Source organism: Actinoplanes sp. NPDC026670, assembly GCF_040638175.1.
Lineage (GTDB): Bacteria > Actinomycetota > Actinomycetes > Mycobacteriales > Micromonosporaceae > Actinoplanes.
Genome location: NZ_JBEZXU010000005.1, coordinates 244070 through 263588, shown reverse-complemented (window position 1 = coordinate 263588; position 19519 = coordinate 244070). Strand labels below are relative to the sequence as shown.

24 protein-coding genes and 1 pseudogene are annotated in these 19519 nt (G+C 70.5%); 15 read left to right on the top strand and 10 right to left on the bottom strand.

Features of this window, described 5'->3' with window-relative positions; genetic code table 11:
- Nucleotides 1-31 precede the first annotated feature (31 nt).
- The 4 genes from AB0E94_RS07735 to pheA all read left to right on the top strand — a co-directional run bounded on the left by AB0E94_RS07735 (nucleotide 32) and on the right by pheA (nucleotide 2516).
- Entirely contained in the window at nucleotides 32-493 is a 462-nt protein-coding gene (locus tag AB0E94_RS07735) for a hypothetical protein (protein ID WP_360323678.1), read from the top strand.
- Between the two features lie 83 nt (nucleotides 494-576).
- Complete coding sequence (locus AB0E94_RS07730) at nucleotides 577-963, top strand: ACT domain-containing protein (protein WP_317789457.1); 387 nt, start codon at nucleotides 577-579, stop codon at nucleotides 961-963.
- A gap of 24 nt (nucleotides 964-987) precedes the next feature.
- Entirely contained in the window at nucleotides 988-1557 is a 570-nt protein-coding gene (locus AB0E94_RS07725; RefSeq protein ID WP_360323676.1) for a hypothetical protein, read from the top strand.
- A 17-nt stretch (nucleotides 1558-1574) separates the two neighbouring features.
- Complete coding sequence (gene pheA / locus AB0E94_RS07720) at nucleotides 1575-2516, top strand: prephenate dehydratase (RefSeq protein ID WP_360323674.1); 942 nt, start codon at nucleotides 1575-1577, stop codon at nucleotides 2514-2516.
- 50 nt (nucleotides 2517-2566) lie between these two features.
- Here the strand turns inward: pheA and AB0E94_RS07715 are convergent, their stop codons facing one another.
- Both AB0E94_RS07715 and AB0E94_RS07710 read right to left on the bottom strand, forming a co-directional pair.
- Nucleotides 2567-2920, bottom strand: a complete 354-nt coding sequence (locus AB0E94_RS07715) for a metallopeptidase family protein (protein ID WP_360323672.1) — start codon at nucleotides 2918-2920, stop codon at nucleotides 2567-2569.
- Nucleotides 2921-2977: 57 nt separating this feature from the next.
- Nucleotides 2978-3406: an OsmC family protein gene (locus tag AB0E94_RS07710; RefSeq protein WP_360323670.1), complete on the bottom strand. Its 429-nt coding sequence runs from the start codon at nucleotides 3404-3406 to the stop codon at nucleotides 2978-2980.
- A 67-nt stretch (nucleotides 3407-3473) separates the two neighbouring features.
- Between AB0E94_RS07710 and AB0E94_RS07705 the strand changes: the two genes are divergently transcribed.
- The 4 genes and pseudogenes from AB0E94_RS07705 (at nucleotide 3474) to AB0E94_RS07690 (ending at nucleotide 7162) form a co-directional block, all read left to right on the top strand.
- A complete protein-coding gene (locus tag AB0E94_RS07705; protein WP_360323668.1) occupies nucleotides 3474-4139 on the top strand; it encodes a hypothetical protein in 666 nt (221 codons plus the stop codon).
- A gap of 55 nt (nucleotides 4140-4194) precedes the next feature.
- The gene (serS, locus tag AB0E94_RS07700; RefSeq protein WP_360323666.1) at nucleotides 4195-5448 is read left to right on the top strand and encodes a serine--tRNA ligase; all 1254 of its coding nucleotides are present in this window, start codon (nucleotides 4195-4197) and stop codon (nucleotides 5446-5448) included.
- 109 nt (nucleotides 5449-5557) lie between these two features.
- Nucleotides 5558-6367: an HAD-IIB family hydrolase gene (locus AB0E94_RS07695; RefSeq protein ID WP_360323664.1), complete on the top strand. Its 810-nt coding sequence runs from the start codon at nucleotides 5558-5560 to the stop codon at nucleotides 6365-6367.
- Nucleotides 6367-7162 (top strand): annotated as a pseudogene (locus tag AB0E94_RS07690) (HAD family hydrolase). Before AB0E94_RS07695 ends, AB0E94_RS07690 begins: the two are co-directional and overlap by 1 nt.
- Before the next feature lie 496 nt (nucleotides 7163-7658).
- Here the strand turns inward: AB0E94_RS07690 and AB0E94_RS07685 are convergent.
- Both AB0E94_RS07685 and ddaH read right to left on the bottom strand, forming a co-directional pair.
- The gene (locus AB0E94_RS07685; RefSeq protein ID WP_360323662.1) at nucleotides 7659-8222 is read right to left on the bottom strand and encodes a bacterial proteasome activator family protein; all 564 of its coding nucleotides are present in this window, start codon (nucleotides 8220-8222) and stop codon (nucleotides 7659-7661) included.
- Nucleotides 8223-8272: 50 nt separating this feature from the next.
- Nucleotides 8273-9103, bottom strand: a complete 831-nt coding sequence (gene ddaH / locus AB0E94_RS07680; protein ID WP_360323660.1) for a dimethylargininase — start codon at nucleotides 9101-9103, stop codon at nucleotides 8273-8275.
- A gap of 68 nt (nucleotides 9104-9171) precedes the next feature.
- On the opposite strand from ddaH, the gene AB0E94_RS07675 reads away from it, so the two are divergent.
- Complete coding sequence (locus AB0E94_RS07675; RefSeq protein ID WP_360323658.1) at nucleotides 9172-9639, top strand: Lrp/AsnC family transcriptional regulator; 468 nt, start codon at nucleotides 9172-9174, stop codon at nucleotides 9637-9639.
- Here AB0E94_RS07675 and AB0E94_RS07670 read toward each other — a convergent pair.
- The 3 genes from AB0E94_RS07670 to AB0E94_RS07660 all read right to left on the bottom strand — a co-directional run bounded on the left by AB0E94_RS07670 (nucleotide 9636) and on the right by AB0E94_RS07660 (nucleotide 11650).
- Entirely contained in the window at nucleotides 9636-10718 is a 1083-nt protein-coding gene (locus tag AB0E94_RS07670) for a hypothetical protein (protein WP_360323656.1), read from the bottom strand. The two genes, AB0E94_RS07675 and AB0E94_RS07670, sit on opposite strands and share 4 nt — an antisense overlap.
- A gap of 96 nt (nucleotides 10719-10814) precedes the next feature.
- A complete protein-coding gene (locus AB0E94_RS07665; protein WP_360323654.1) occupies nucleotides 10815-11054 on the bottom strand; it encodes a DUF6457 domain-containing protein in 240 nt (79 codons plus the stop codon).
- Nucleotides 11051-11650 (bottom strand): NTP transferase domain-containing protein, encoded by a 600-nt coding sequence (locus AB0E94_RS07660; protein WP_317789442.1) that lies wholly within the window; start codon nucleotides 11648-11650, stop codon nucleotides 11051-11053. Before AB0E94_RS07660 ends, AB0E94_RS07665 begins: the two co-directional genes overlap by 4 nt.
- An 82-nt stretch (nucleotides 11651-11732) precedes the next feature.
- Between AB0E94_RS07660 and fdhD the strand changes: the two genes are divergently transcribed.
- Both fdhD and AB0E94_RS07650 read left to right on the top strand, forming a co-directional pair.
- Nucleotides 11733-12560, top strand: a complete 828-nt coding sequence (gene fdhD / locus AB0E94_RS07655; RefSeq protein ID WP_360323652.1) for a formate dehydrogenase accessory sulfurtransferase FdhD — start codon at nucleotides 11733-11735, stop codon at nucleotides 12558-12560.
- Nucleotides 12561-12598: 38 nt separating this feature from the next.
- Complete coding sequence (locus tag AB0E94_RS07650) at nucleotides 12599-14227, top strand: alkaline phosphatase D family protein (RefSeq protein WP_360323650.1); 1629 nt, start codon at nucleotides 12599-12601, stop codon at nucleotides 14225-14227.
- Between the two features lie 8 nt (nucleotides 14228-14235).
- Here the strand turns inward: AB0E94_RS07650 and AB0E94_RS07645 are convergent, their stop codons facing one another.
- Together AB0E94_RS07645 and AB0E94_RS07640 are read right to left on the bottom strand one after the other, a co-directional pair.
- Nucleotides 14236-15216, bottom strand: a complete 981-nt coding sequence (locus AB0E94_RS07645; RefSeq protein WP_360323648.1) for a DUF4192 domain-containing protein — start codon at nucleotides 15214-15216, stop codon at nucleotides 14236-14238.
- A gap of 112 nt (nucleotides 15217-15328) precedes the next feature.
- Complete coding sequence (locus AB0E94_RS07640) at nucleotides 15329-15829, bottom strand: GNAT family N-acetyltransferase (RefSeq protein WP_360323646.1); 501 nt, start codon at nucleotides 15827-15829, stop codon at nucleotides 15329-15331.
- A 56-nt stretch (nucleotides 15830-15885) separates the two neighbouring features.
- Here AB0E94_RS07640 and AB0E94_RS07635 point away from each other — a divergent pair, with 56 nt between their 5' ends.
- The 4 genes from AB0E94_RS07635 to AB0E94_RS07620 all read left to right on the top strand — a co-directional run bounded on the left by AB0E94_RS07635 (nucleotide 15886) and on the right by AB0E94_RS07620 (nucleotide 18718).
- Nucleotides 15886-16770, top strand: coding sequence for a fructosamine kinase family protein (locus AB0E94_RS07635; protein ID WP_360323644.1), 885 nt, complete (start codon nucleotides 15886-15888; stop codon nucleotides 16768-16770).
- An 85-nt stretch (nucleotides 16771-16855) separates the two neighbouring features.
- The gene (gene moaA / locus AB0E94_RS07630; RefSeq protein WP_360323736.1) at nucleotides 16856-17857 is read left to right on the top strand and encodes a GTP 3',8-cyclase MoaA; all 1002 of its coding nucleotides are present in this window, start codon (nucleotides 16856-16858) and stop codon (nucleotides 17855-17857) included.
- Nucleotides 17858-17861: 4 nt separating this feature from the next.
- Nucleotides 17862-18104: a MoaD/ThiS family protein gene (locus tag AB0E94_RS07625; RefSeq protein ID WP_360323642.1), complete on the top strand. Its 243-nt coding sequence runs from the start codon at nucleotides 17862-17864 to the stop codon at nucleotides 18102-18104.
- A gap of 53 nt (nucleotides 18105-18157) precedes the next feature.
- Nucleotides 18158-18718 (top strand): hypothetical protein, encoded by a 561-nt coding sequence (locus tag AB0E94_RS07620; protein ID WP_360323640.1) that lies wholly within the window; start codon nucleotides 18158-18160, stop codon nucleotides 18716-18718.
- Between the two features lie 74 nt (nucleotides 18719-18792).
- Here the strand turns inward: AB0E94_RS07620 and AB0E94_RS07615 are convergent, their stop codons facing one another.
- Nucleotides 18793-19464: a VOC family protein gene (locus AB0E94_RS07615; RefSeq protein WP_360323638.1), complete on the bottom strand. Its 672-nt coding sequence runs from the start codon at nucleotides 19462-19464 to the stop codon at nucleotides 18793-18795.
- Between the last annotated feature and the right edge of the window lie 55 nt (nucleotides 19465-19519).

Below are 19519 nucleotides of genomic sequence, written 5' to 3'. Positions count from 1 at the left end.
CTGCGATGTGAAGAGGAGCGAGGAGGAGCCGGTGGCGCATGTTGAGCTCTCCCTCTCGGGAGCGTTCGTCCCCCAGGCCCGGACACCGTCGGAGGCCGAGTTCATCACCAGCGTCGAGCGCTGGACGATGACGGTCGCGACGGCCGACGAGCCCTGCCTGGTGATCGACGTCGAGGGCTCGATAGTCGCGGTGTCACCGTCCGGCAGTGAGCTGCTCGGGCTGGGCAAACCCGCCGACGCGGTCGGCCGGCGCCTCAACACCGCGCTACGCCTCATCGACTTCACCGCGGGCGGTGGCCGCCTCGAGGACCCGGAGGCGGAGAACATCCCGCCGCTGCTGGCCCTGCGCAGTGAGCGGCTGGCACGCGGCCTGATCCGGGTGGTTCCCGGCGACGGCGAGGCCCCGCTGACCGTCGACGCGATCTCGACTCCACTGCTGGCCGGCGGCCGGGTGGGCGGGACTCTGACCTTCCTGTCCCCGGTACGGTACTGACGTCCCTTTTGTTCGCTAAGGTGTGTCGTTTACCGCACGCGGCAACCGTTGGACGTTACAGATCCGCAACGTAGTCTGCGAACATGCTCGATCTAGACCTGTTACCGGGTGAATACGCGGTGTGTCGGCTTCCCGCCGGCTCGACCCTGCCCGCCACGCTCACCTCAGGTCCGGACGACAAGAGCGTCATCTCGGTGACCTGGGGTGTCGACGAGCTCTCGGTCATCTGCCCCAACGACCGGGTGCCCGCTGACGCCGAGGCCGACACGGCGTGGCGATGTCTGCGCGTGGCCGACCTCAACCTGGCCATGACCGGGGTGCTCGCCTCCCTGGTCGGGCCGCTCGCCGAGGCCCGCGTCAACATCGTGACCTTCTCGACCTACGACACGGATTACCTGCTCGTGCCCGCGGTCCGGCTCACCGAGGCGGTCAACACGCTCACCGCCGCCGGGCATCGGATCGCCAGCTGACAATTCAGCTCCTACCATGAGCGCGTGTCCCCCCGCACACATCTCCTCGTGCTGGCCGCCGGCCTGCTGCTCCTGAGTGCCTGCGGCGCCCCACCCGAGCCCCTGCCGACCTCTCCGCCGCTGCCCCGCGCCGGAGGCAGTGTGCCCGCGGGCAGCGCCCCGGCCGGTGGCCTGCCCCCGCCGCCGATCTACTCGGCGCCGCCGGTGGCCACCCCGACGTACACGTATCCGACCTACACGTACCCGACGCCCACGACCGGCCGGCCGACCACCACGACGCCCACCACCCCGACCGGGCCGACGCCGTCCTATGCGCCGCGGTGCACCGGCGAGCCGACCGGAGCGCAGATCGTCACCCTGGCCAAGACCAGCCCGGCCGTCCCGGACGAGAACGTGAACGTGCTCGACGGGCCGTACTGCGCGGGTGGCTGGAGCTTCACCACGATCGGGATGACCGGGGCCGAGCCGCTGTCCGTGGTCGCCACCGGCGCCGGCGCCACGCTGGAGCTGGTCACCGTCGGCACCGACGTGTGCAACCCGACGGTCAAGAAACGGGCGCCGGCCGGAATCCGCGCGATGGCCTGCGGTTCCTGACGACTAGACTTTCGAAGATGCCCGGTACGCCGCCCACCCGCTTCGCCTACCTCGGCCCCGAGGGCACCTTCACCGAGGCCGCCCTCCGCACCATCCCGGCCGCCGAGCACGGGATCCGGACCCCGGCGCGCAGCGTGCCCGAGGCCCTGGAGGCGGTCCGTGCCGGTGAGGCCGACGCCGCGCTCGTCCCCCTGGAGAATTCGGTGGGCGGCGCCGTCCCGGTCACCCTCGACGAGCTGATCACCGGCAGCCCGCTGATGATCACGCGCGAGGTGCTGCTGCCCGTCGAGTTCGTGCTCGCCGCCCGGGCGCTCACACCGCTCGCCGCGATCCGTTCGATCGCCGCGCACCCACAGGCCTCCGCGCAGTGCCGGCACTGGCTCCAGGCCAACGTGCCGGACGCGGTGGTCGTCGACGTGCTCTCCAACGCGGCCGCCGCGATCCACGCCGCGTCCGGTGAGTACGACGCCGCCCTGTGCGCCCCGATCGGGGTGGGCCGCAACAATCTCGCAGTGCTCGCCGAGAAGGTCGCCGACCGGGCCGAGGCGGTCACCCGCTTCGCCCTGCTCACCCGGCCCGGGGCGCCGACCGCGCCGACCGGCGACGACGTCACCTCGCTGGCCGTGTCGATCCGGCACGACCAGGTCGGCGCGCTTCTCGCGGTGCTCACCGAGCTGGCTGTGCGCGGCGTCAACCTGTCCCGGATCGAGTCCCGGCCGACCGGGGAGCAGCTGGGGACGTATGTGTTCTTCCTCGACTGCACCGGTCACGTCGCCGAGGCCCGCGTCGGCGAGGCCATGCAGGGTCTGCGGCGCATCTGCGCCGAGGTCCGTTTCCTCGGCAGTTACCCGAAACACCGCCTCCAGCCGGAGCCACCGGTGGCGGCGCCGCCCGGCCTGTCCGACGGCGACTTCGCCGACTCAGCGGCCTGGCTGGCCGGTCTGCGCACCGGCGACTGACCGCTCGCCCCCAACCGCCCGCTCGCCCCGACTGGCCCGCTCGCCGGGCATCAGCCCCAGCCGAGCTCGTGGAGGCGGTGCTCCTCGATGCCGAAATGGTGGGCGATCTCGTGCACCACGGTCACGGCGACCTCGTCGACCACGTCCTCCTCGGAGTCGCAGATCTTGAGCGTCGGCAGCCGGAAGATGGTGATCCGGTCGGGCAACGAGCCCGCGTAGTCCCACCCGCGCTCGGTCAGCGCGGTCCCCTCATACAGCCCCAGGAGGTCGTCTCCGCCACCCGGCGGCAGATCCTCGACCAGGAACACCACGTTGTTCATGAGCGACATCAACTCGACGGGCACCTCGTCGAGCGCCTCGCCCACCAACTCCTCGAAACGTTCAGGACTCATATCGACCGGCACACAACCCATTGTGCCCGGGTTCCCGGCGCGGCCACCCGGGGCCGCGCCGGGCAGTGCTCAGGCGAGCTTCGCGACCAGGCTGATCTCGGCGCCCGGCTTCAGCAGCCGCGAGATCGGGCAGTTCTCCTTGGCCGACTCGGCGAGCTCCTGGAACTTCGCGTCGTCGATGCCGGGGACATCGCCGACCGTCTCCAGGTCGATGCGGGTGACGCCGAACCCGGCGTCGGTCTTGTCCAGGTGGACCTTCGCCACGGTCTCCACCGAGGTCGGCGTGAAGCCGGCGTCGGCGAGGCCCTTGGAGAAGGCCATCGAGTAGCAGCCGGCGTGCGCGGCCGCGATCAGTTCCTCGGGGTTGGTCCCCTCGCCCTCCTCGAAACGCGACTTGAAGGAGTAGGCGCCGGAGAGGCCACCCTTGCCGGTCTTGACGGTGCCGGAACCCTCGATGAGGTTCCCTTCCCAGCGGGCTGAAGAAGAACGAATAGGCATGTGCAGAACGCTATCCGATATGCCGCCCGTTGGTCCGCAGACCGGGCGAGGGGTCATCATGGACGGCATGGCGGAGTCCGTGATCACCTTCGGTGGCAACGAGAAGCCCCAGCGGACGATCTTTCGTGACCTGGGACGAGACAGGCGGCTGCCCGGGCTGGTCGCCGGGCTCGGCGCGGTCGCGGCCTTCGGATCGCTGATCTCCGAGTGGCAGAGCACCACCATCCGGGACGTGGGCATCGACGGTGAGCCGCTGCCCGAGGAGCGGGTGCTGTTCGCCAACCTCCTCGATCTCGGCGGGCTGGGCGCCGGCTATCTGGTCGGGCTCCTGCTGCTGACCGTCGCGGTGGTGCTCACCCTGTTCGGGCCGGCGCCCGGCCGGGCGTATGCGAAAGTGGCCGGTCTCGCCGCCGGCGGTGTCCTGCTCGCGCTGCTCCTGGCGCTGGTGCAGCACCTCAACGAGACGAGCGCGCTGATGCCCAAATATCTGATGGCCTTCAATGTCACCCAGGCCGACTCGATGCGCACCGCACACGGCCGGGGCATGTGGTGTGCGCTGGCCGCCGTCGGTCTCGCGCTGGCGGCGCTCTGGATGCCGCCCCGTGCCCCGGCGCCGAAAGACGAGCCGGAACCGCAGGTCACCGAGGTCGACGACGCTCTGGACATGACCATCACGCCGACCACACCGTTCGCATCGCTTCCCGGCGAGCTGGACCAGCCGCACCGATCGTGACACCGGGGGATATCCGTGTGCTGATCGGACCGGGTCGCCGGTAGGCTCGACAACCGTGATTGACCTGCGTCTGCTTCGTGAAGACCCCGACCTGATCCGCGCCAGCCAGCGGCTGCGCGGTGAGTCCACCGAGCTCGTGGATGCTCTGCTGCGTGCCGACGAGGAGCGCCGGGCCAGCACCCAGCGGTTCGAGACCGTCCGGGCCGAGCAGAAGTCCATCGGCAAAGAGGTCGCCAAGGCATCCGGGGACGAGCGGGCGGCGCTGCTGGCCCGTACCAAAGACCTCGCCGTTGAAGTGAAGGCGGCCGAGGCCGCCGCGAGTGAGGCGGAGCAGGTGCTCAAGCGGGCGCACCTGGCCGTGTCGAACGTGGTGGAAGGCGCACCGCCCGGCGGCGAGGACGATTTCGTCGTGCTGCGTGAGGTCGGCGACAAACCGCAGATCGCGGCGCCGAAAGACCACCTGGAGATCGGTGAGGCGCTGCGCGCGATCGACACCGAGCGTGGCGCGAAGGTGTCCGGGTCGCGGTTCTACTTCCTCACCGGGGTGGGCGCGCTGCTCCAGCTCGGCATGCTCCAGCTGGCCATCCAGCAGGCGGTCGAGCACGGGTTCATCCCGTCGATCACGCCGACCCTGGTCCGGCCGGAGTCGATGGAGGGCACCGGCTACCTGGGGGCCCACGCCAGCGAGGTCTACCACCTGCCGGCTGACGACCTTTACCTGGTCGGGACCTCGGAGGTCGCGCTCGCGGCGTACCACTCGAACGAGATCCTCGACCTCGACGGGCCGCGGCGCTACGCGGGCTGGTCGTCGTGTTACCGGCGGGAGGCCGGCTCGCACGGCAAGGACGTGCGCGGCATCCTGCGTGTGCACCAGTTCGACAAGGTGGAGATGTTCTCGTTCTGCCGTCCCGAGGACGCCGCCGAGGAGCACCAGCGGCTGCTCGCGATGGAGGAGGAGATGCTGGCCAAGGTCGAGATCCCGTACCGGGTGATCGACGTGGCGGCCGGTGACCTCGGGTCGAGCGCGGTCCGCAAGTTCGACTGCGAGGCGTGGGTGCCGTCGCAGCAGCGGTACCGCGAGGTCACCTCGACGTCGAACACGACCACCTTCCAGGCCCGCCGTCTCAACGTGCGTTACCGGGACGAGAACGGTAAACCGCAGATCGCCGCCACGCTGAACGGGACTCTCGCGACGACCCGCTGGCTCATCCCGATCCTGGAGAACCACCAGCAGCCGGACGGTTCGGTGCGGGTGCCGAAGGCGCTCCAGCCGTTCCTCGGCGGGCGCGACGTCCTCGAACCCGCTTAATCGACTGGCAACCGGTCGGCTACCAGATGTCATAGATGCTGGTAGCCGATCGGGTGTACCGTTCTCCTTCCGTACTCCGCGGGGGTCAGCAGACCCACCGGAGGTTTCGATGAAGCCTGGGCTCCCCAAGCTGATCGCCACAGATCTGGACGGCACACTCGTTCGCAGTGACGACACCGTCTCGGCGTACACCCATGAGGTTCTCGACCGGGTCCGCGCGGCCGGCATCCGGATCGTCGCCGCCACCGGCCGCGGCCCCCGCCTCACCTCACTCACCCGTAACGACATCCGCGTCGCCGACTTCCTGGTGCTCGCGCAGGGCGGCTGGGTGCTCGACCTGGCCGACTCGACCTACCTGCGGCAGGCCCGCATGCCCGGCCGGGCGCTCGGCGAGGCCCTCGGCGCGCTCGAGTCGGTGGCCGGCCCGCTCTCGGTCATGTTCGAGGCGCTGGAGCACGACGACGCCCCGCTCTGGGGTGACTACGATCCGACCTGGCGCTACCCGGTCACCGTCGAGTCCCGGACCCGCGCCGAGTGCCTGACCGGCGAGGTGATCAAGGCGTTCGCCAGGTCGTTCCGGCTCGACGTCGACGAGTTGCTGGCCCTCGCCCACCGGGTGGTGCCGGCCGACCTCGCCACCGTCACCCAGGCCGGCCTCGACTACGTGGAGATCTGCCCGGCCGACGTCGACAAGGGCACCGGCCTGTCGGTGGTCGCCGAATCCGTCGGCGTCGACCCGTCGGACGTGCTGGTCTTCGGCGACATGCCCAACGACCTGCCGATGTTCGCGTGGGCCGGCTGGGGGCGGGTGGCCGTCGCCAACGCCCATCCGACGCTGCTCGCGGCGGCCGATGATGTGACGCTCACCAATGACCAGGACGGGGTGGCGGTCTACCTGGACCGGCTATTGTCGAGGTGATGGGATCTTTCCGGTTGGTCGCGTCCGACATCGATGGCACGCTGATCACCAGCGAGCGCACTCTCAGCCCGCGCACTCTCGATGTTCTGGGGCCGGCTTCCGGTTCCGCTGCTCCTGGTGACCGGGCGGCCGCTGCGCTGGCTGGCTCAGCTCTACGACCAGCTGCCGGGCCCGCTTCCCGCGGTCTGCGCCAACGGTGCGGTGATCTACGACCCACACACCGACGAGGTTCTGCGGGCGTCGCCGCTCCCCGTCGAGCTGCTGCTCGAGGTCACCAAGACGCTGCGTGACACGGTGCCGGACATCTCGCTGGCCGTCGAGGTGGAGGACGGGCGCGCCTTCCTCCACGAGGACACCTGGACGATCCGCTGGGAGCACGACCACTCGGTGCGGGTGATCGCCTCCCCCGAGGAGCTGACCTCGGCCCCCGCGGTCAAACTGCTGGCCCGCTCCTCGACCGCCGATCCCGACGACTTCCTGGCCCTGGTCAGCCGCACACTCGGTGACCGGGCCGAGGCCACCCGTTCGTCGTCGTCCGCGCTCGTGGAGATCTCCGCGGCCGGCGTGACGAAAGCGGCCGGCCTCGCCTGGTATTGCGAACGCGCCGGCATCACCGCCGACCAGGTCGTCGCCTTCGGCGACATGCCCAACGACCTTCCGCTGCTGAGCTGGGCCGGTCGCGGGGTCGCCGTCGGCAACGCCCACCCGGCGCTGCACGCGGTGGCCGACGACGTCACCGGCACAAACGATGCCGATGGCGTCGCCGATTACCTGTCGTCCCTCTTCAACCTCTGATTCGGTACGGCCACTTCGCCCGCCGAATCCACCCCGCCCCGGAGCTGCCACGCGACGCCGACGCCACTCCCGGCCGAAACGCGTCCGCCGGGCTGATCCGACGGTGCCGACTTACTGCACCCGACGCGGCTCTGCGTTCTAGCCCGGACCGGGCACCCTGGCCACCCGCTCCCGGTTCGGCACAGCCGTCCACCCGGTCGCGGTTCGGCACAGCCGTCCACCCGGTCGCGGTTCGGCACAGCCGTAGCGATGACAGGAGCACACGTTGGCGTTGTGCGTGCTTCTATCATCGCCCCGGCGTGGATGAACGCTCACGATCGGCCCAGCGTGTGCGTTTGCCTCTGCTGCAACAACGGTGGGAGACCACGATCGGCGATCGTGTGCGCTGACTCACACCGCAACAGCCCGGCGGGCGCGCTTGGGCCGCGAGTGTCGCCTGCGTCGCGCGGGTACTACGGGACGGGGTCGATTCGGTGGGGCCGATGGCCGTACGAAATCAGAGGTATTGACCTGTATTTCCGAGGATGTCGGACTGGCCGTTCTTGCCGGGGATGACGCCGCCGACCGGCAGGGCCGGGCGGCCCGGGACGCCGCCGCGCATCTGCTCCAGCTGGAGGCGGGCGGCCATCTGCTGGGCGACGAGGGCGGCCTGGATGCCGTGGAAGAGGCCCTCCAGCCAGCCGACCAGCTGAGCCTGCGCGATCCGCAGCTCGGACTCGCTCGGCGGGGTCTCACCCTCGAATGGCAGCGAGAGGCGCTCCAGCTCCTCGCGGAGCTCGGGGGCGAGGCCGTCCTCGAGCTCGGCGATGGAACGCTGGTGGATCTCCCGCAGGCGGCCTCGGCTGGCCTCGTCGAGCGGCGCGGCCCGCACCTCCTCGAGCAGCTGCTTGATCATGCTGCCGATGCGCATGACCTTCGCCGGCTGCTCGATGAGGTTGCCCGGCTCCTCCGGGGTGAGCGAGCCGTCCGCTTCGACCGTGCCCATGGGGCGGCCGTCGGGGCCCACGACGATGACGGAGCCGTCTTCCTTGTGCTCAGTGGTGCGGGTGTCGTCGGTCATGCGATCCATCTTTGCGCACGGCTTCGAGCGATGCTCGTGTGGTTGGTGGTTCAGGGCCGTAGTTCCGCGACGGCGCATTTCACGCTTCCGCCGCCGCGCTTGAGTTCCGATAGATCCACGTGAACCGGGAGGTATCCGGCGTCGCGCACCTTGTGGCCCATGGCGACAGCTTCGGTGTTGAGGATCACATGCCGGCCGTCGCTGACGAGGTTGAGGCCGAAGGCCTCGGCGTCCTCGCGGTCGGCGAGCACCGCGTCCGGGAAGAGCTGAGCCAGCACCCGCTGCGAAGCCGGCGAGAAGGCACCTGGGTAGTACGTGACGTGCCTGTCGTCGAGGGCGGCCAGCGCGGTGTCCAGGTGGTAGAAAGCCGGGTCGACCAGGCGCAGCGAGACCACCGGGCGACCGAGTGCCTCCTGGGCCTCGGCGTGGGCGGCCGGGTCGGTTCGGAAGCCGTAGCCGGCCAGCACGATGCCGCCGTAGGCGCCGGGCAGGTAGGCGAAGTCGCCCTCACCCTCGTTGACCTGCTCCGGAGCGACGAACTTCCAGCTCTCGGCGGCCAGGTAGAACGCCTGGTGGGCGACGGCCTCGGCGGAGCGCTGGGGGTACTTGAACCGGGCACCGTAGACGGTGCCGTCGACGGAGAAGGCGCCGTTCGCGGAGTAGACCATGTCCGGCAGGCCGGGCTCCGGGTCGAGGACGTGCACGACGTGACCGAGGCCGGTGAGGGTGGTGCGGAGCTGCTCCCACTGCTTCAGCGCGAGGCCGGCATCGACCGCGACAGTGGTGTCCATCCAGGGGTTGATGGCGTACTCGACCGTGAAATGCTCAGGGGGACACATCAGATATGTCCTGTTTCGCGGCAAGCGCTCCATGTAGCTCATGAGGTTAAAGAGTAGGTAGGCTGCGTTGCAGCAAACAGCTCTAAATCTTGCTCTTCGGAGGCGAATCGTTGCAGATGGACGCCGTCGACCAGCGAATCATTGCGTTACTCGTCGCCGATGCCCGCGCTTCGTATGCCGAGATCGGTGCGAAGGTCTCGCTGTCCGCCCCCGCCGTGAAGAGGCGCGTCGATCGATTGCGGTCCAGCGGGGTGATCAAGGGATTCACAGCCGTCATCGAACCGTCCGCCGTGGGCTGGACGACTGAGGCGTTCGTGGAGCTGTTCTGCACCGGGCGGACCACCCCGGCCCAGATCACGGTGGCCACCCGGCGGCACCCCGAAGTGGTCGGCGCCTACACCGTCTCCGGGCAGGCGGACGCTCTCGTGCACCTGCGGGCCGCCGACATCGGGCACCTCGAACAGGCGCTGGAGCGGCTGCGGGCGGAGCCGTTCGTGACGTCCACCCGCAGCATGGTGGTGCTGTCGCGGCTGGTCGAGACACCGACCGCGATCCCGGCCCCACCGGTCGGCGACTAGAGATACATCCCCGGGCGGTGGCCCTCGTCGTCCTCGACCTTCGGAGCTGCCGGCTTGTCGCCCTCACCGAAGAACCGCTTGCCACCGAACTCGCCGTGCAGCCGGTCGTCGAGCTCGTCGGCGAGCCCCGTCATCACCTGGACCGCCAGCATCAGGTGGGTGGGCTGGAAATTGCGACCGAACACCGGGATCGACGCCCACACCGTGTCCTGCGCGCAGTAGAGGCGGCCGATCGGCATGCGGTTGGTCAGCTCGGACAGCTTCACGTAGAGCTGCTCGGTCGGCTCGACCTCGGTGAGGATCGGCGAGAAGACGTCGACCAGGGGCGGGTTGTCGCGCACCCGGACGAAGACCATCGCCGAGCCGGCCCGGATGCCGATGTCACCGTCGGCGTCCACCTGGAGCTGATCGATCGTGGTCTTGGACATGGTCGCGACGACCGTGCGAACCCGCTCGTCCAGCGGCACCACGTCCTCGGTGACGCCGGCCAGAGCCCGCTCCAGAGCGTCCTCGTCGTCGAGCGCGTCGAGGGCGAGCTCGATGCTCGGCTCGTGCCGGGCGGTGCCCAGCGGGCTGGCGTCGATCGGCTCGTCCTCGTCGTCGTGCACGAGGTAGACCAGGAACGCCGGGTGCGGGGCGCCGTAGACGTCACGCAGGGTCCGGGTGACGGCGGTGGCCAGCGGGCTGACCTTGTCCTGCGTGGTGCGCATGCCGAACGAGTCACCCGACCCGGCCAGCACACCCGGCGGCGACCAGCCGAGCGCGACCAGGTCGGCGACGGCCGCCCGGTCCATCCGGTACTCCTGGGGGAGAGCCGCGTTACCGACCGCGAGCGCCTCGACGACGCCGTCGGCCAGCACCCGGATGCTCACCGAGTAGACCGCGGTGCCGGTGCCGGAGGCGGTGGGATCGAGGGTGAGATCGACATACGACCCCGGGGCCAGCGTCGGCAGCAGCCCGGCCAGCGCACTGGCGAACTCACGCCACGCCTGGGTGACCTTGGCCCGTAGATCGGCCGTGGTCGGCTCGTCGAGCAGCACGCCCTCGTATGTCTCGCCCGCGGCGCCTTCTGCCGTCATGATCGCACCTCCGTTCCCGTCACCCTATCGAGCGACGACGGGCCGTGGACGGCCGTCCCATCCCTATCTCGAATGTCCAGGGTGGAACCCTCGAACTCAGGCGCTGGGCTCGGCTTTCCGGAGGGCCAGGGCGCTGATCTTGGCGGCGGCTTCGGCCGGGTCAGCGCCGGCGCCGACGGCGAGCCCGAGAAGGTACGCCGAAACCGGCGCCCCCGGCCGCAGGACGTTGTGCGCCACATCTCGAGCCACGTCGAGCACCTGCTTCACCGGCACCACCGCCCCGCCCAGCCCCAGCTCGGCACTGACCTCGGCGACCCAGTCGTCCATCTCGCTCATCGGGCCCACTCCTCCGCGGTGCGCAGATCGTCATCGGTGTCGCAGTCGAACCAGGGCGGCGGCCCCGGCCGTCGCCAGGACACCTCGGCCACCCGGGCATGCTCGAGCAGCGCCCGCACCGGCGCGCCGTGCAGCCCGCCACGGGACTCGGCGACCCGGTCGAGCGCGGCGCGCAGCCCGGCGGTCCGCCACACCCCGCAGAGCGTCTGGAGGTGCCCGTCGGTGTCTCGATAGACCGCGCCCTCCATCGGCGCCGACTCCAGCGTGAGCCGCAGGACGTCGACCGCCTCGCCGGTCAGCAACGGCAGGTCAGCGGCGAGCAGGGCGGTGAAGGTGACGTGCGCGGGCACCAGGGCCAGCCCTGCCGAGGCGGCCGCGACCGGGCCACCACCAGCGGGTTCCTCACGTGTGACGTGCACCGGAACCGGGAAGTCAGCGGGTATTCGCCCGACCACCACACGGGGGTCGGCGTCGTGCACCGCCGCCAGCACCCGGGTCAGCATCGACTGGCCGGCAACGGTAAGGGTCGGCTTGTCGGCACCACCCATTCGCCGTGCCGCACCACCGGCCAAGACCACCGCCGCGAATCCCCCCACGTGAGTACCGTATCCCGAGCGGGTGGCGGGTGTGACCACGCGCTCGGTTCGACGCCTTCGGGGGACCCCGTAAGCTCCCGCTATGAGCAGGTCCGCGGGTCGCCGCACGGTGGTGACAGTCGATGTCACAGCGCCCTCCGGCAGGCGTAGCCGCCAGGATCACCTGGCCGCCGAGGAGCCGCTGGAGATCCGGGTGCGCAAGCGGCCGCTGGCAGTGACCATGCGCACACCCGGCCACGACATCGATCTCGCGATGGGGTTCCTGCTCAGCGAGGGCATCATCGGCGAGGCGTCGGACGTGACGACGGCACAGCTCTGCGCCGGCACCGATACGCCGAACACGTACAACGTGGTGGATGTGGTCCTCGATCCGTCGGTGCCGCCGCCGGTGACCGATCCGAGCCGCAACTTCTACACCACCAGTTCGTGCGGGGTGTGCGGGAAGGCGAGCATCGACGCGGTGCGGACCAGGTCGCGGTTCGACGTGGCCGCCGACCCGATGGCGATCCCGGCTCTGACGCTGGCCGGGTTGCCGCCCAAGCTGCGCGCGGCCCAGCGCACCTTCGACCGGACCGGTGGCCTGCACGCGGCCGGCCTGTTCACCGCGACCGGCGAGCTTCTGGTGCTGCGCGAGGACGTGGGCCGGCACAACGCGGTCGACAAGGTGCTCGGCTGGGCGCTGCGGGAGGGCCGGCTGCCGTTGACCGGGCACGTCCTGCTGGTCTCCGGCCGGGCCAGTTTCGAGCTCACCCAGAAGGCCTGGATGGCCGGGTTGCCACTGCTCGCGGCGGTGTCCGCGCCCAGCACGCTGGCGGTCGAGCTGGCCGAGGAATCCGGCATGACACTTGTCGGATTCCTCCGCGAACCGAAGATGAACATCTATGCCGGGGCTCATCGCGTCACCGTCTGACCAGTTGTCGTTAACCCGCGTCGCGAACGCTTCGACGCATGCCGATATCTCGCCGTACCCTGCTGACCACGGCGGCCGGCGCCGCCACCGTCATCCCGCTGGCCGGCGCCGTCACGCCGTACCGGGGCCCGCTCCGGACCGACCCGTTCACGCTCGGCGTCGCGTCGGGTGACCCGTCGCCTGACGGTTTCGTGCTGTGGACCCGTCTCGCCCCGACCCCGCTGGCCGAGGACGGTCTCGGCGGCATGCCGTACCGGACCGTGCCGGTGACCTGGGAACTCGCCGCCGACGAACGGTTCCGCAAGATCGTCCGCCGGGGTGTCGCCCACGCCCGGCCGGACCGCGCACACAGCGTGCACGTCGAACTCGACGGGCTCACGCCGGGCCGGGAGTTCTTCTACCGGTTCCGGGCCGAGCGCTTCGTCTCGCCGGTGGGCCGGACCCGCACCGCACCGGCGCGCTGGGCCCGCGAGGCGTCGCTGGCGATGGCGTTCGTGTCCTGCTCGCAGTTCGAGCACGGCTACTTCACCGCCTACCGGCGGCTGGCCGAGGACGCGCCGGACCTGATCCTGCACCTGGGCGACTACCAGTACGAGTACGCCCCGGACACCTACAACATCCCCGGCGGCAACCCGCGCGACCACGAGGGCCCGGAGACGGTGACGCTGGCGAACTACCGGCAGCGGCACGCCCAGTACAAGACCGACCTCGACCTCCAGGCGGCGCACGCGGCCGCGCCGTGGGCGGTGGTGTGGGACGACCACGAGACCGAGAACAACTGGGCCGACGAGGTGCCCGAGCAGCCCGACCCGAACTTCCTGACCCGCCGGGCGTCCGCGTTCCAGGCGTACTACGAGAACATGCCGCTGCGCCGGACCTCGGTCCCGAAGGGCATCGACATGCAGCTCTACCGCCGGTTGCACTGGGGCCGGCTGGCCACCTTCCACATGCTCGACACCCGGCAGTACCGCGACGACCAGGGGTGCGGCGACGGTTACAAGGACTGCCCGGCCGCGTCCGACCCGGCCCGCTCGATCACCGGCGCCGAACAGGAGCGGTGGCTGCTCGACGGTTTCCACCGGTCCACCGCCCGCTGGGACGTCCTCGGCCAGCAGGTCTTCTTCGGGCAGCGGGACAACAACTCCGGCCCGCAGAAGGTGCTCAGCATGGACTCGTGGGACGGTTACCAGGGGTCGCGGGACCGGATCACCCGCGGCTGGGTGGACGCCGGCGTCCGCAATCCGGTGGTGCTCACCGGTGACGTGCACGCGCACTGGGCCGACGAGCTCAAACTGGACTGGAACGACCCGACCTCGCGGTCCGTCGGCACCGAGCTGGTGTGCTCGTCGATCACCTCCGGCGGCAACGGGGCCGACGTGCCCGGTGGCAACCACAGCTGGGCGGCCTGGAACCCGCACCTGCGCTTCTACAACAACCAGCGCGGTTACGTCCGGACCCGGATCACGCCGGAGTCGCTGACCGCCGACTTCGTGGTGCTGCCGTATGTGACGACGCCCGGCGCGCCGGCGCACACCCGGGCCACCTTCGTGATCGAGGACCGGGTGCCCGCCCTGCACAAGGTCGCCGACAACCCGACGCCGGGCGCCGCCCTGCGCAGCGCGGACCTCGGCGAGGAGACGGTCCGGCAGGAGACCGAGCGCCCCTGACCGGCCGGTCATCGCCGCCACCGGCGCACCGTCTCCGGGGAGATGGCGAACCCGAGCAGTTGATGCAGCATGCCGGCGAACTCGTGGCCGGGCTCCGCCGCCAGAGCCCGGTCCACGGCGACCCGGGCGACCGCGCCCCGGCCCAGTTGCCAGGCGGTGAGGCCGAGCAGGCAGGCCGGGGCCGGGACGTGGACCGGCTCGACCCGGCGCAGCACGTCGGTCCAGAGGCCGGCCCGCCACTCGTGCGGCCCGGTCCGATCGACGGCGTAGTCCTCGACCGCGAGGTCGGACAGCAGCACCCCGAGCCAGGCCGTCTCGGCGTCGGTGAGGACCCCACCGGAGCGATATCGCTTCTCCGCCTCACGGACGGCGAGACGGCCGGCCTGCCGGATCCGCTTGCCGGCCCCGGGCCCGTCCAGCAGACCGTCGAACCGGCTGCGGGCCCGCTCGGTGGCGACGATCATGGCGGCCCGCTCCGGCCCCTCCACCGGCGACAGCTGGGCGACCAGGTCACGGCGGCTGGGCAGGGCCACCTGGCCGCGGAAGGTCGCCTCAGCCGCGACCGCGCTGTCCGGCGGCAGGCAGGGTGTCCCCTCGGCCGGGCAGCAGTCCTGGTCGTCGCACGCGTAGGACCACCAGCGGCCCTCGTGCACGCGGAGGACGTCGTTGATCCGGACCCCGACCACCTGCAGCGCCTCGGCGACCCGCAGAACCACGTGGGTGACCCGCTCCGGCGGGCCGTAGCCGATGATCACCACGTGATCGGGCGCCTGCCGCAGGGCTGTCACGGCCGCATCCGCCGCCGCGAGCTGCAGGTCGGCGTCGTCGAGGTCGGGTGGCGGCAGGTCGAAGCACGCGCCGAAGTCGAGCCGGCCGCCACGCATGCCGACCAGCGCGGCGGCCTCGTGCGGGTGATAGCCCATCAGGAACGGCAGGACCGCGACGAGCTCGGCGGAATCGCGGACGACGATGGTGGTGTCGGCTTTCATGCCGGCCAGCGTGGCCGCTCGGCGACCCGCGTCGCCTGCGTCGCCGCTCAGCTGTGGACGACACGCCGGTTCATCCACAGTCTGCGATCAGAGAACCCCAGGTGCGCGGCTTCTACGACCGGAAGGGCAACTCGTGCAGCTCCAGGCCGTGGTGCCAGGGGTGGGTGTGCCGTTCCAGGTCCATCGTCAGTTCGATCGACGAGACCACGTCGTATCCGGCCGCGTGCAGGCTGCGGATCGCCTCGATGTTGCGCGACTCGGGGGAGATGGTCAGCGCGGTCATGTTGCGGCGCTTGGCCTCCACGGCGACGTGTTGCAGCAGCTTGCGGCCGACACCCTTGTGCCGGTGCGTGATCGTCACGACGACCGGGTCGACCTCACCGGCCCGGCCCCGCATGATCAGGCCGACCATCCCGATCACCCCGTCGTCGGCGTGGTCGGAGACCCACAGTCCGGAGAGGTCCAGCCTGGTCAGGTACTCCTCGAATCCGGCACCGCCGTCGTCCCTGTGCTCGCCGTACATCTCGTTGTGCTGGCGGGACAACTCGGCCCACAGACGCCGGCACGCGGAGTGATCACTCGGCCGGTACGACCGCACTACGACAGGGGTCATGTCGCCATCTTGCCTCGGAATGGAGACGTTCGTCACGGGAAGCGCAAGATAAGGAGGTGGACATGGCGTACCTGCGCGCGCACCCGGAGCACCTCCCGACATTTCTGACACATCAACGCATACGTGAGACACCTGTGCACTCGGGAGTCTGCTCCGCGAGCCGGCTGACCCTCGACGACGGCGCGTCGATCTTCGCGAAAACGTGGCCGTCCGGATCGGCGCCGGACGGCATGTTCGCAGCTGAGGCGGCCGGACTCGAATGGCTGCGGGCGGCCGGGACGGTTCCGGTTCCGGAGGTGCTGGTCGCGCTGCCGGAGATCCTCGCGATGGAATGGGTCGAACCGGGCCCGGCCACCCCTGCGGCCGCCGAACGATTCGGCCGCGAACTGGCCCGGCTGCACCGGTCCGGGGCCGATTCCTTCGGGGCTGAGCTGCCCGGATACATCGGGCCGCTGCCACTGGACAACACCCGCGGCGAATCCTGGGCCTCCTGGTTCGCGGAGCGGCGGCTCAACCCGTACCTGAAGATCTCCGTTGATCGCGGCGCGCTCGAAAGCTCCGACTCGGCGTCGATCGAGAAGATCATCAAAACCCTGCATCGGTACGGTGGAAGCGAACCGCCCGCACGAATCCACGGCGACCTGTGGCCGGGGAATCTGCTGTGGGCGGCCGACGGCCGGGGGTGGCTCGTCGACCCGGCGGCGCACGGCGGCCATCGGGAGACCGACCTGGCCACACTCGCGATGTTCGGCGGCGCACCCCACCTGGACACGATCCTCGCCGCCTACCAGGAGGAATGGCCCCTGGCCGACGGCTGGCAGGAGCGTGTCCCGCTGCATCAACTGCACCTGTGGCTGGTGCACACCGCCGCCTTCGGCGGTTCATACCGATCTGGGGTCCGCGACGCGGCCGCCGCGTTGTCCGCAGGGCGATATGCCTAGAGGCAGTGGGCCTCATGAACGGCTAGATTCGATTGGTGCGCATCTCCCGGAGATCAGCCCAGCCGCTGTGGCGGCGCGGGTGACCATGCTCGCCGACCGGTTCGGTCGCATCGCCACCGATCTCCGTGTCTCGCTCACGGATCGGTGCAATCTGCGCTGCACCTACTGCATGCCCGCGGAGGGCCTGGCGTGGATGCCGCAGCCGCAGCAGCTCACCGACGACGAGGTGAAACGGCTCGTCCGGATCGCGGTCGAGCAACTGGGTGTCACCGAGGTGCGGTTCACCGGTGGTGAGCCGCTGATCCGGCGCGGGCTGGTGAGCATCGTCGAGGACGCAGCGCGCCTCGATCCGCGGCCCAAGCTGTCGGTCACCACCAACGGGATCGGGCTGGACCGGATCGCCGTCCCGCTGCGTGATGCCGGCCTGCACCGGGTCAACGTCTCGCTCGACACGCTCGACCCGGCCCGGTTCCACACGCTCACCCTGCGCGACAGGCACTCCGACGTGCTGGCCGGGCTGCGTGCCGCGGCCGCCGCCGGTCTCACGCCCGTGAAGATCAATACGGTGCTGATGCGCGGGGTCAACGACGACGAGGCGCCGGCGCTTCTACAGTTCGCTCTCGATCACGGCTATCAGCTGCGCTTCATCGAGCAGATGCCGCTGGACGCCCAGCACCAGTGGGACCGCCGGGAGATGGTCACGGCCGAGGAGATCCTGGCCGCGCTGGCGCCGTTCGATCTTCAGCCCGACGATGTTTCACGTGGAACCGCGCCGGCCGAGACCTGGCTGGTCCCGGGCTATGTCGATGCGGCCGGCGAGCCGGCCCGGGTCGGTGTCATCGCCAGCGTGACCAGGCCGTTCTGCGGCGACTGTGACCGCACCCGGCTCACGGCGGACGGCCAGGTCCGTAACTGTCTCTTCGCCACCGAGGAGAGCGACCTGCGCAAACTGCTCCGTGGTGGCGCCGCCGACCAGGAGATCGCGGACGCCTGGCGGGCTGCCATGTGGGGCAAGCGCGCCGGGCACGGCATCGACGATCCGACGTTCCTTCAGCCTGCCCGACCCATGTCCGCGATCGGAGGCTGAGTCCGTGCTCACGGTCCGCTACTTCGCCGGGGCCCGGGCGGCCGCCGGCGGCACGTCCAGCGAGACGATCGAGGCCGTCACCATCGACCAGCTGACCCAGGTGCTGACGGACCGGCACGGCGAGCGGCTGGCCCTGGTGATGAAGGCGGCCAGCTTCCTCGTCGACGGACTCAACTGCCACGACCGGGCTGCCGTCCTCCCGGCCGGGGCGACGGTCGACGTCCTGCCTCCGTTCGCCGGGGGCTAATTTTTGTCGTACCCCTCGGGCAGCATGTCCGGCGAGGCCTGAGGGAGGTTGGGATGCTGGTTCATGTCGCGAGTCGCCGGCGCAAGCCCGAGTCGGTGCGGGCGGCGTTTCCGGGCGCCACCGTGATCGATGTGACCTCGCGTGGCCCCGAGCCATGGGTGCGGCTGAGCCCGTTCTATCCACACGGCGGGATTCCGGTCCCGCTCACCCCCGGGGCGGTCGCCGCCTCGGTCGAGGGCATCTGGCAGGCGCTCAAGGTCTTCGAGCACTCCGACGTCGACCCGACCAAGCTGTCGGTGACGTCGATGACCGGGCTGAAACGCACGGTCCGCCGATACGGTCCGGTCCGCGGGCACCGGGCCGGGCTCCACGGCGAGACCCTGCTGGACTACTCGACGGCCCGCCGGCAGATCTACCTGCCGGCCTACCGCTGGGTGCTGGAGCATCGTCTCGCCGACGAGGTCGACCGGCTGCGGGCGCTGTCCAGCGACGGTCTGGTCCTTCTCGACTACACCACCAACGGCGACCCGGCGGACACGTCGAGCCCGCTCTCGCACGCCGCGCTTCTCGCCCGGCACCTCACCGGCCGCTGGCCCGCCGAGGCACCGTCATGAGCCCGCCTCACCGGCCGCGTGGTCGGGCGTGGTCGTCGGGCCAGGCGGTGGTCCGGTGGCCCGGTGGCGGCGGGTCAGGGATCACGGCCCTGCCAGGTGGTCACGCAGACCTCGTTGCCCTCCCGGTCGGCAAGGACCCAGAAAGACGGCGCCCACTCCTCGGAGACCAGACGGCCGCCGGCGGCGAGCGCTGCGGCGATACGGCCCGGTGCTTCGTCGTGCGGGACGCTGATGTCGAAGTGGATGCGGTTGCGCTGCGGGCGTGGCTCGGTCATCCGCTGAAACCAGATCGCCGGTCCCTGGCGCAGCGGGTCGACGAGACGGTCCTCGGGGCCGTGCTTGCCGGTCTCGTCGGTGTATCCGAGCACCGCCTTCCAGAACGGGCGGACCGAAGCAATGTCCAGCGCGTCGATGGCGATCTCCCACTCCTGCACCGACCGGGCGGTGGTCGTCCGGCCGAGGGGGTGCAGGGCTTCGGTGATCCGGCCGGCCAGCTCGGTGTCGCGGGCGGTCACCCCGCCGAAGGCCCGCGGGCGCAGGGTGAGGCTCACATGGTTCGGGCGCAGGTCCATCCGCAGGTGCTCGTCGGCGTCGGCGCCGCAGGCTTCGACGGCCCGCGCGGCAATCGTGGCGGCCTCGGCAAGCGACGTGACCGGCACGGAGGTGCGCAGGGTGCCCAGTACGAAACGCCAGCCCTGGTCGGCGACTGCTTCGGAGGCTTCGCGTCGGGTCAGAAACCGTTCCATCCGGTCAGGCTTCCAGATTCGGCGCGAGGGCGTCGACCGGCTGCACGCACACCCA

What these genes read in the sequence shown, in the direction of transcription:
- AB0E94_RS07640 (WP_360323646.1), bottom strand. Translation starts at nt 15,829, where the DNA reads ATGACCCCTGTCGTAGTGCGGTCGTACCGGCCGAGTGATCACTCCGCG.
- AB0E94_RS07670 (WP_360323656.1), bottom strand. Translation starts at nt 10,718, where the DNA reads ATGACGGCAGAAGGCGCCGCGGGCGAGACATACGAGGGCGTGCTGCTC.
- AB0E94_RS07695 (WP_360323664.1), top strand. Translation starts at nt 5,558, where the DNA reads ATGAAGCCTGGGCTCCCCAAGCTGATCGCCACAGATCTGGACGGCACA.
- fdhD (WP_360323652.1), top strand. Translation starts at nt 11,733, where the DNA reads ATGAGCAGGTCCGCGGGTCGCCGCACGGTGGTGACAGTCGATGTCACA.
- moaA (WP_360323736.1), top strand. Translation starts at nt 16,856, where the DNA reads ATGCTCGCCGACCGGTTCGGTCGCATCGCCACCGATCTCCGTGTCTCG.
- pheA (WP_360323674.1), top strand. Translation starts at nt 1,575, where the DNA reads ATGCCCGGTACGCCGCCCACCCGCTTCGCCTACCTCGGCCCCGAGGGC.
- AB0E94_RS07615 (WP_360323638.1), bottom strand. Translation starts at nt 19,464, where the DNA reads ATGGAACGGTTTCTGACCCGACGCGAAGCCTCCGAAGCAGTCGCCGAC.
- AB0E94_RS07710 (WP_360323670.1), bottom strand. Translation starts at nt 3,406, where the DNA reads ATGCCTATTCGTTCTTCTTCAGCCCGCTGGGAAGGGAACCTCATCGAG.
- ddaH (WP_360323660.1), bottom strand. Translation starts at nt 9,103, where the DNA reads ATGAGCTACATGGAGCGCTTGCCGCGAAACAGGACATATCTGATGTGT.
- AB0E94_RS07645 (WP_360323648.1), bottom strand. Translation starts at nt 15,216, where the DNA reads ATGAAAGCCGACACCACCATCGTCGTCCGCGATTCCGCCGAGCTCGTC.
- AB0E94_RS07730 (WP_317789457.1), top strand. Translation starts at nt 577, where the DNA reads ATGCTCGATCTAGACCTGTTACCGGGTGAATACGCGGTGTGTCGGCTT.
- AB0E94_RS07665 (WP_360323654.1), bottom strand. Translation starts at nt 11,054, where the DNA reads ATGAGCGAGATGGACGACTGGGTCGCCGAGGTCAGTGCCGAGCTGGGG.
- AB0E94_RS07650 (WP_360323650.1), top strand. Translation starts at nt 12,599, where the DNA reads ATGCCGATATCTCGCCGTACCCTGCTGACCACGGCGGCCGGCGCCGCC.
- AB0E94_RS07620 (WP_360323640.1), top strand. Translation starts at nt 18,158, where the DNA reads ATGCTGGTTCATGTCGCGAGTCGCCGGCGCAAGCCCGAGTCGGTGCGG.
- AB0E94_RS07685 (WP_360323662.1), bottom strand. Translation starts at nt 8,222, where the DNA reads ATGACCGACGACACCCGCACCACTGAGCACAAGGAAGACGGCTCCGTC.
- AB0E94_RS07705 (WP_360323668.1), top strand. Translation starts at nt 3,474, where the DNA reads ATGGCGGAGTCCGTGATCACCTTCGGTGGCAACGAGAAGCCCCAGCGG.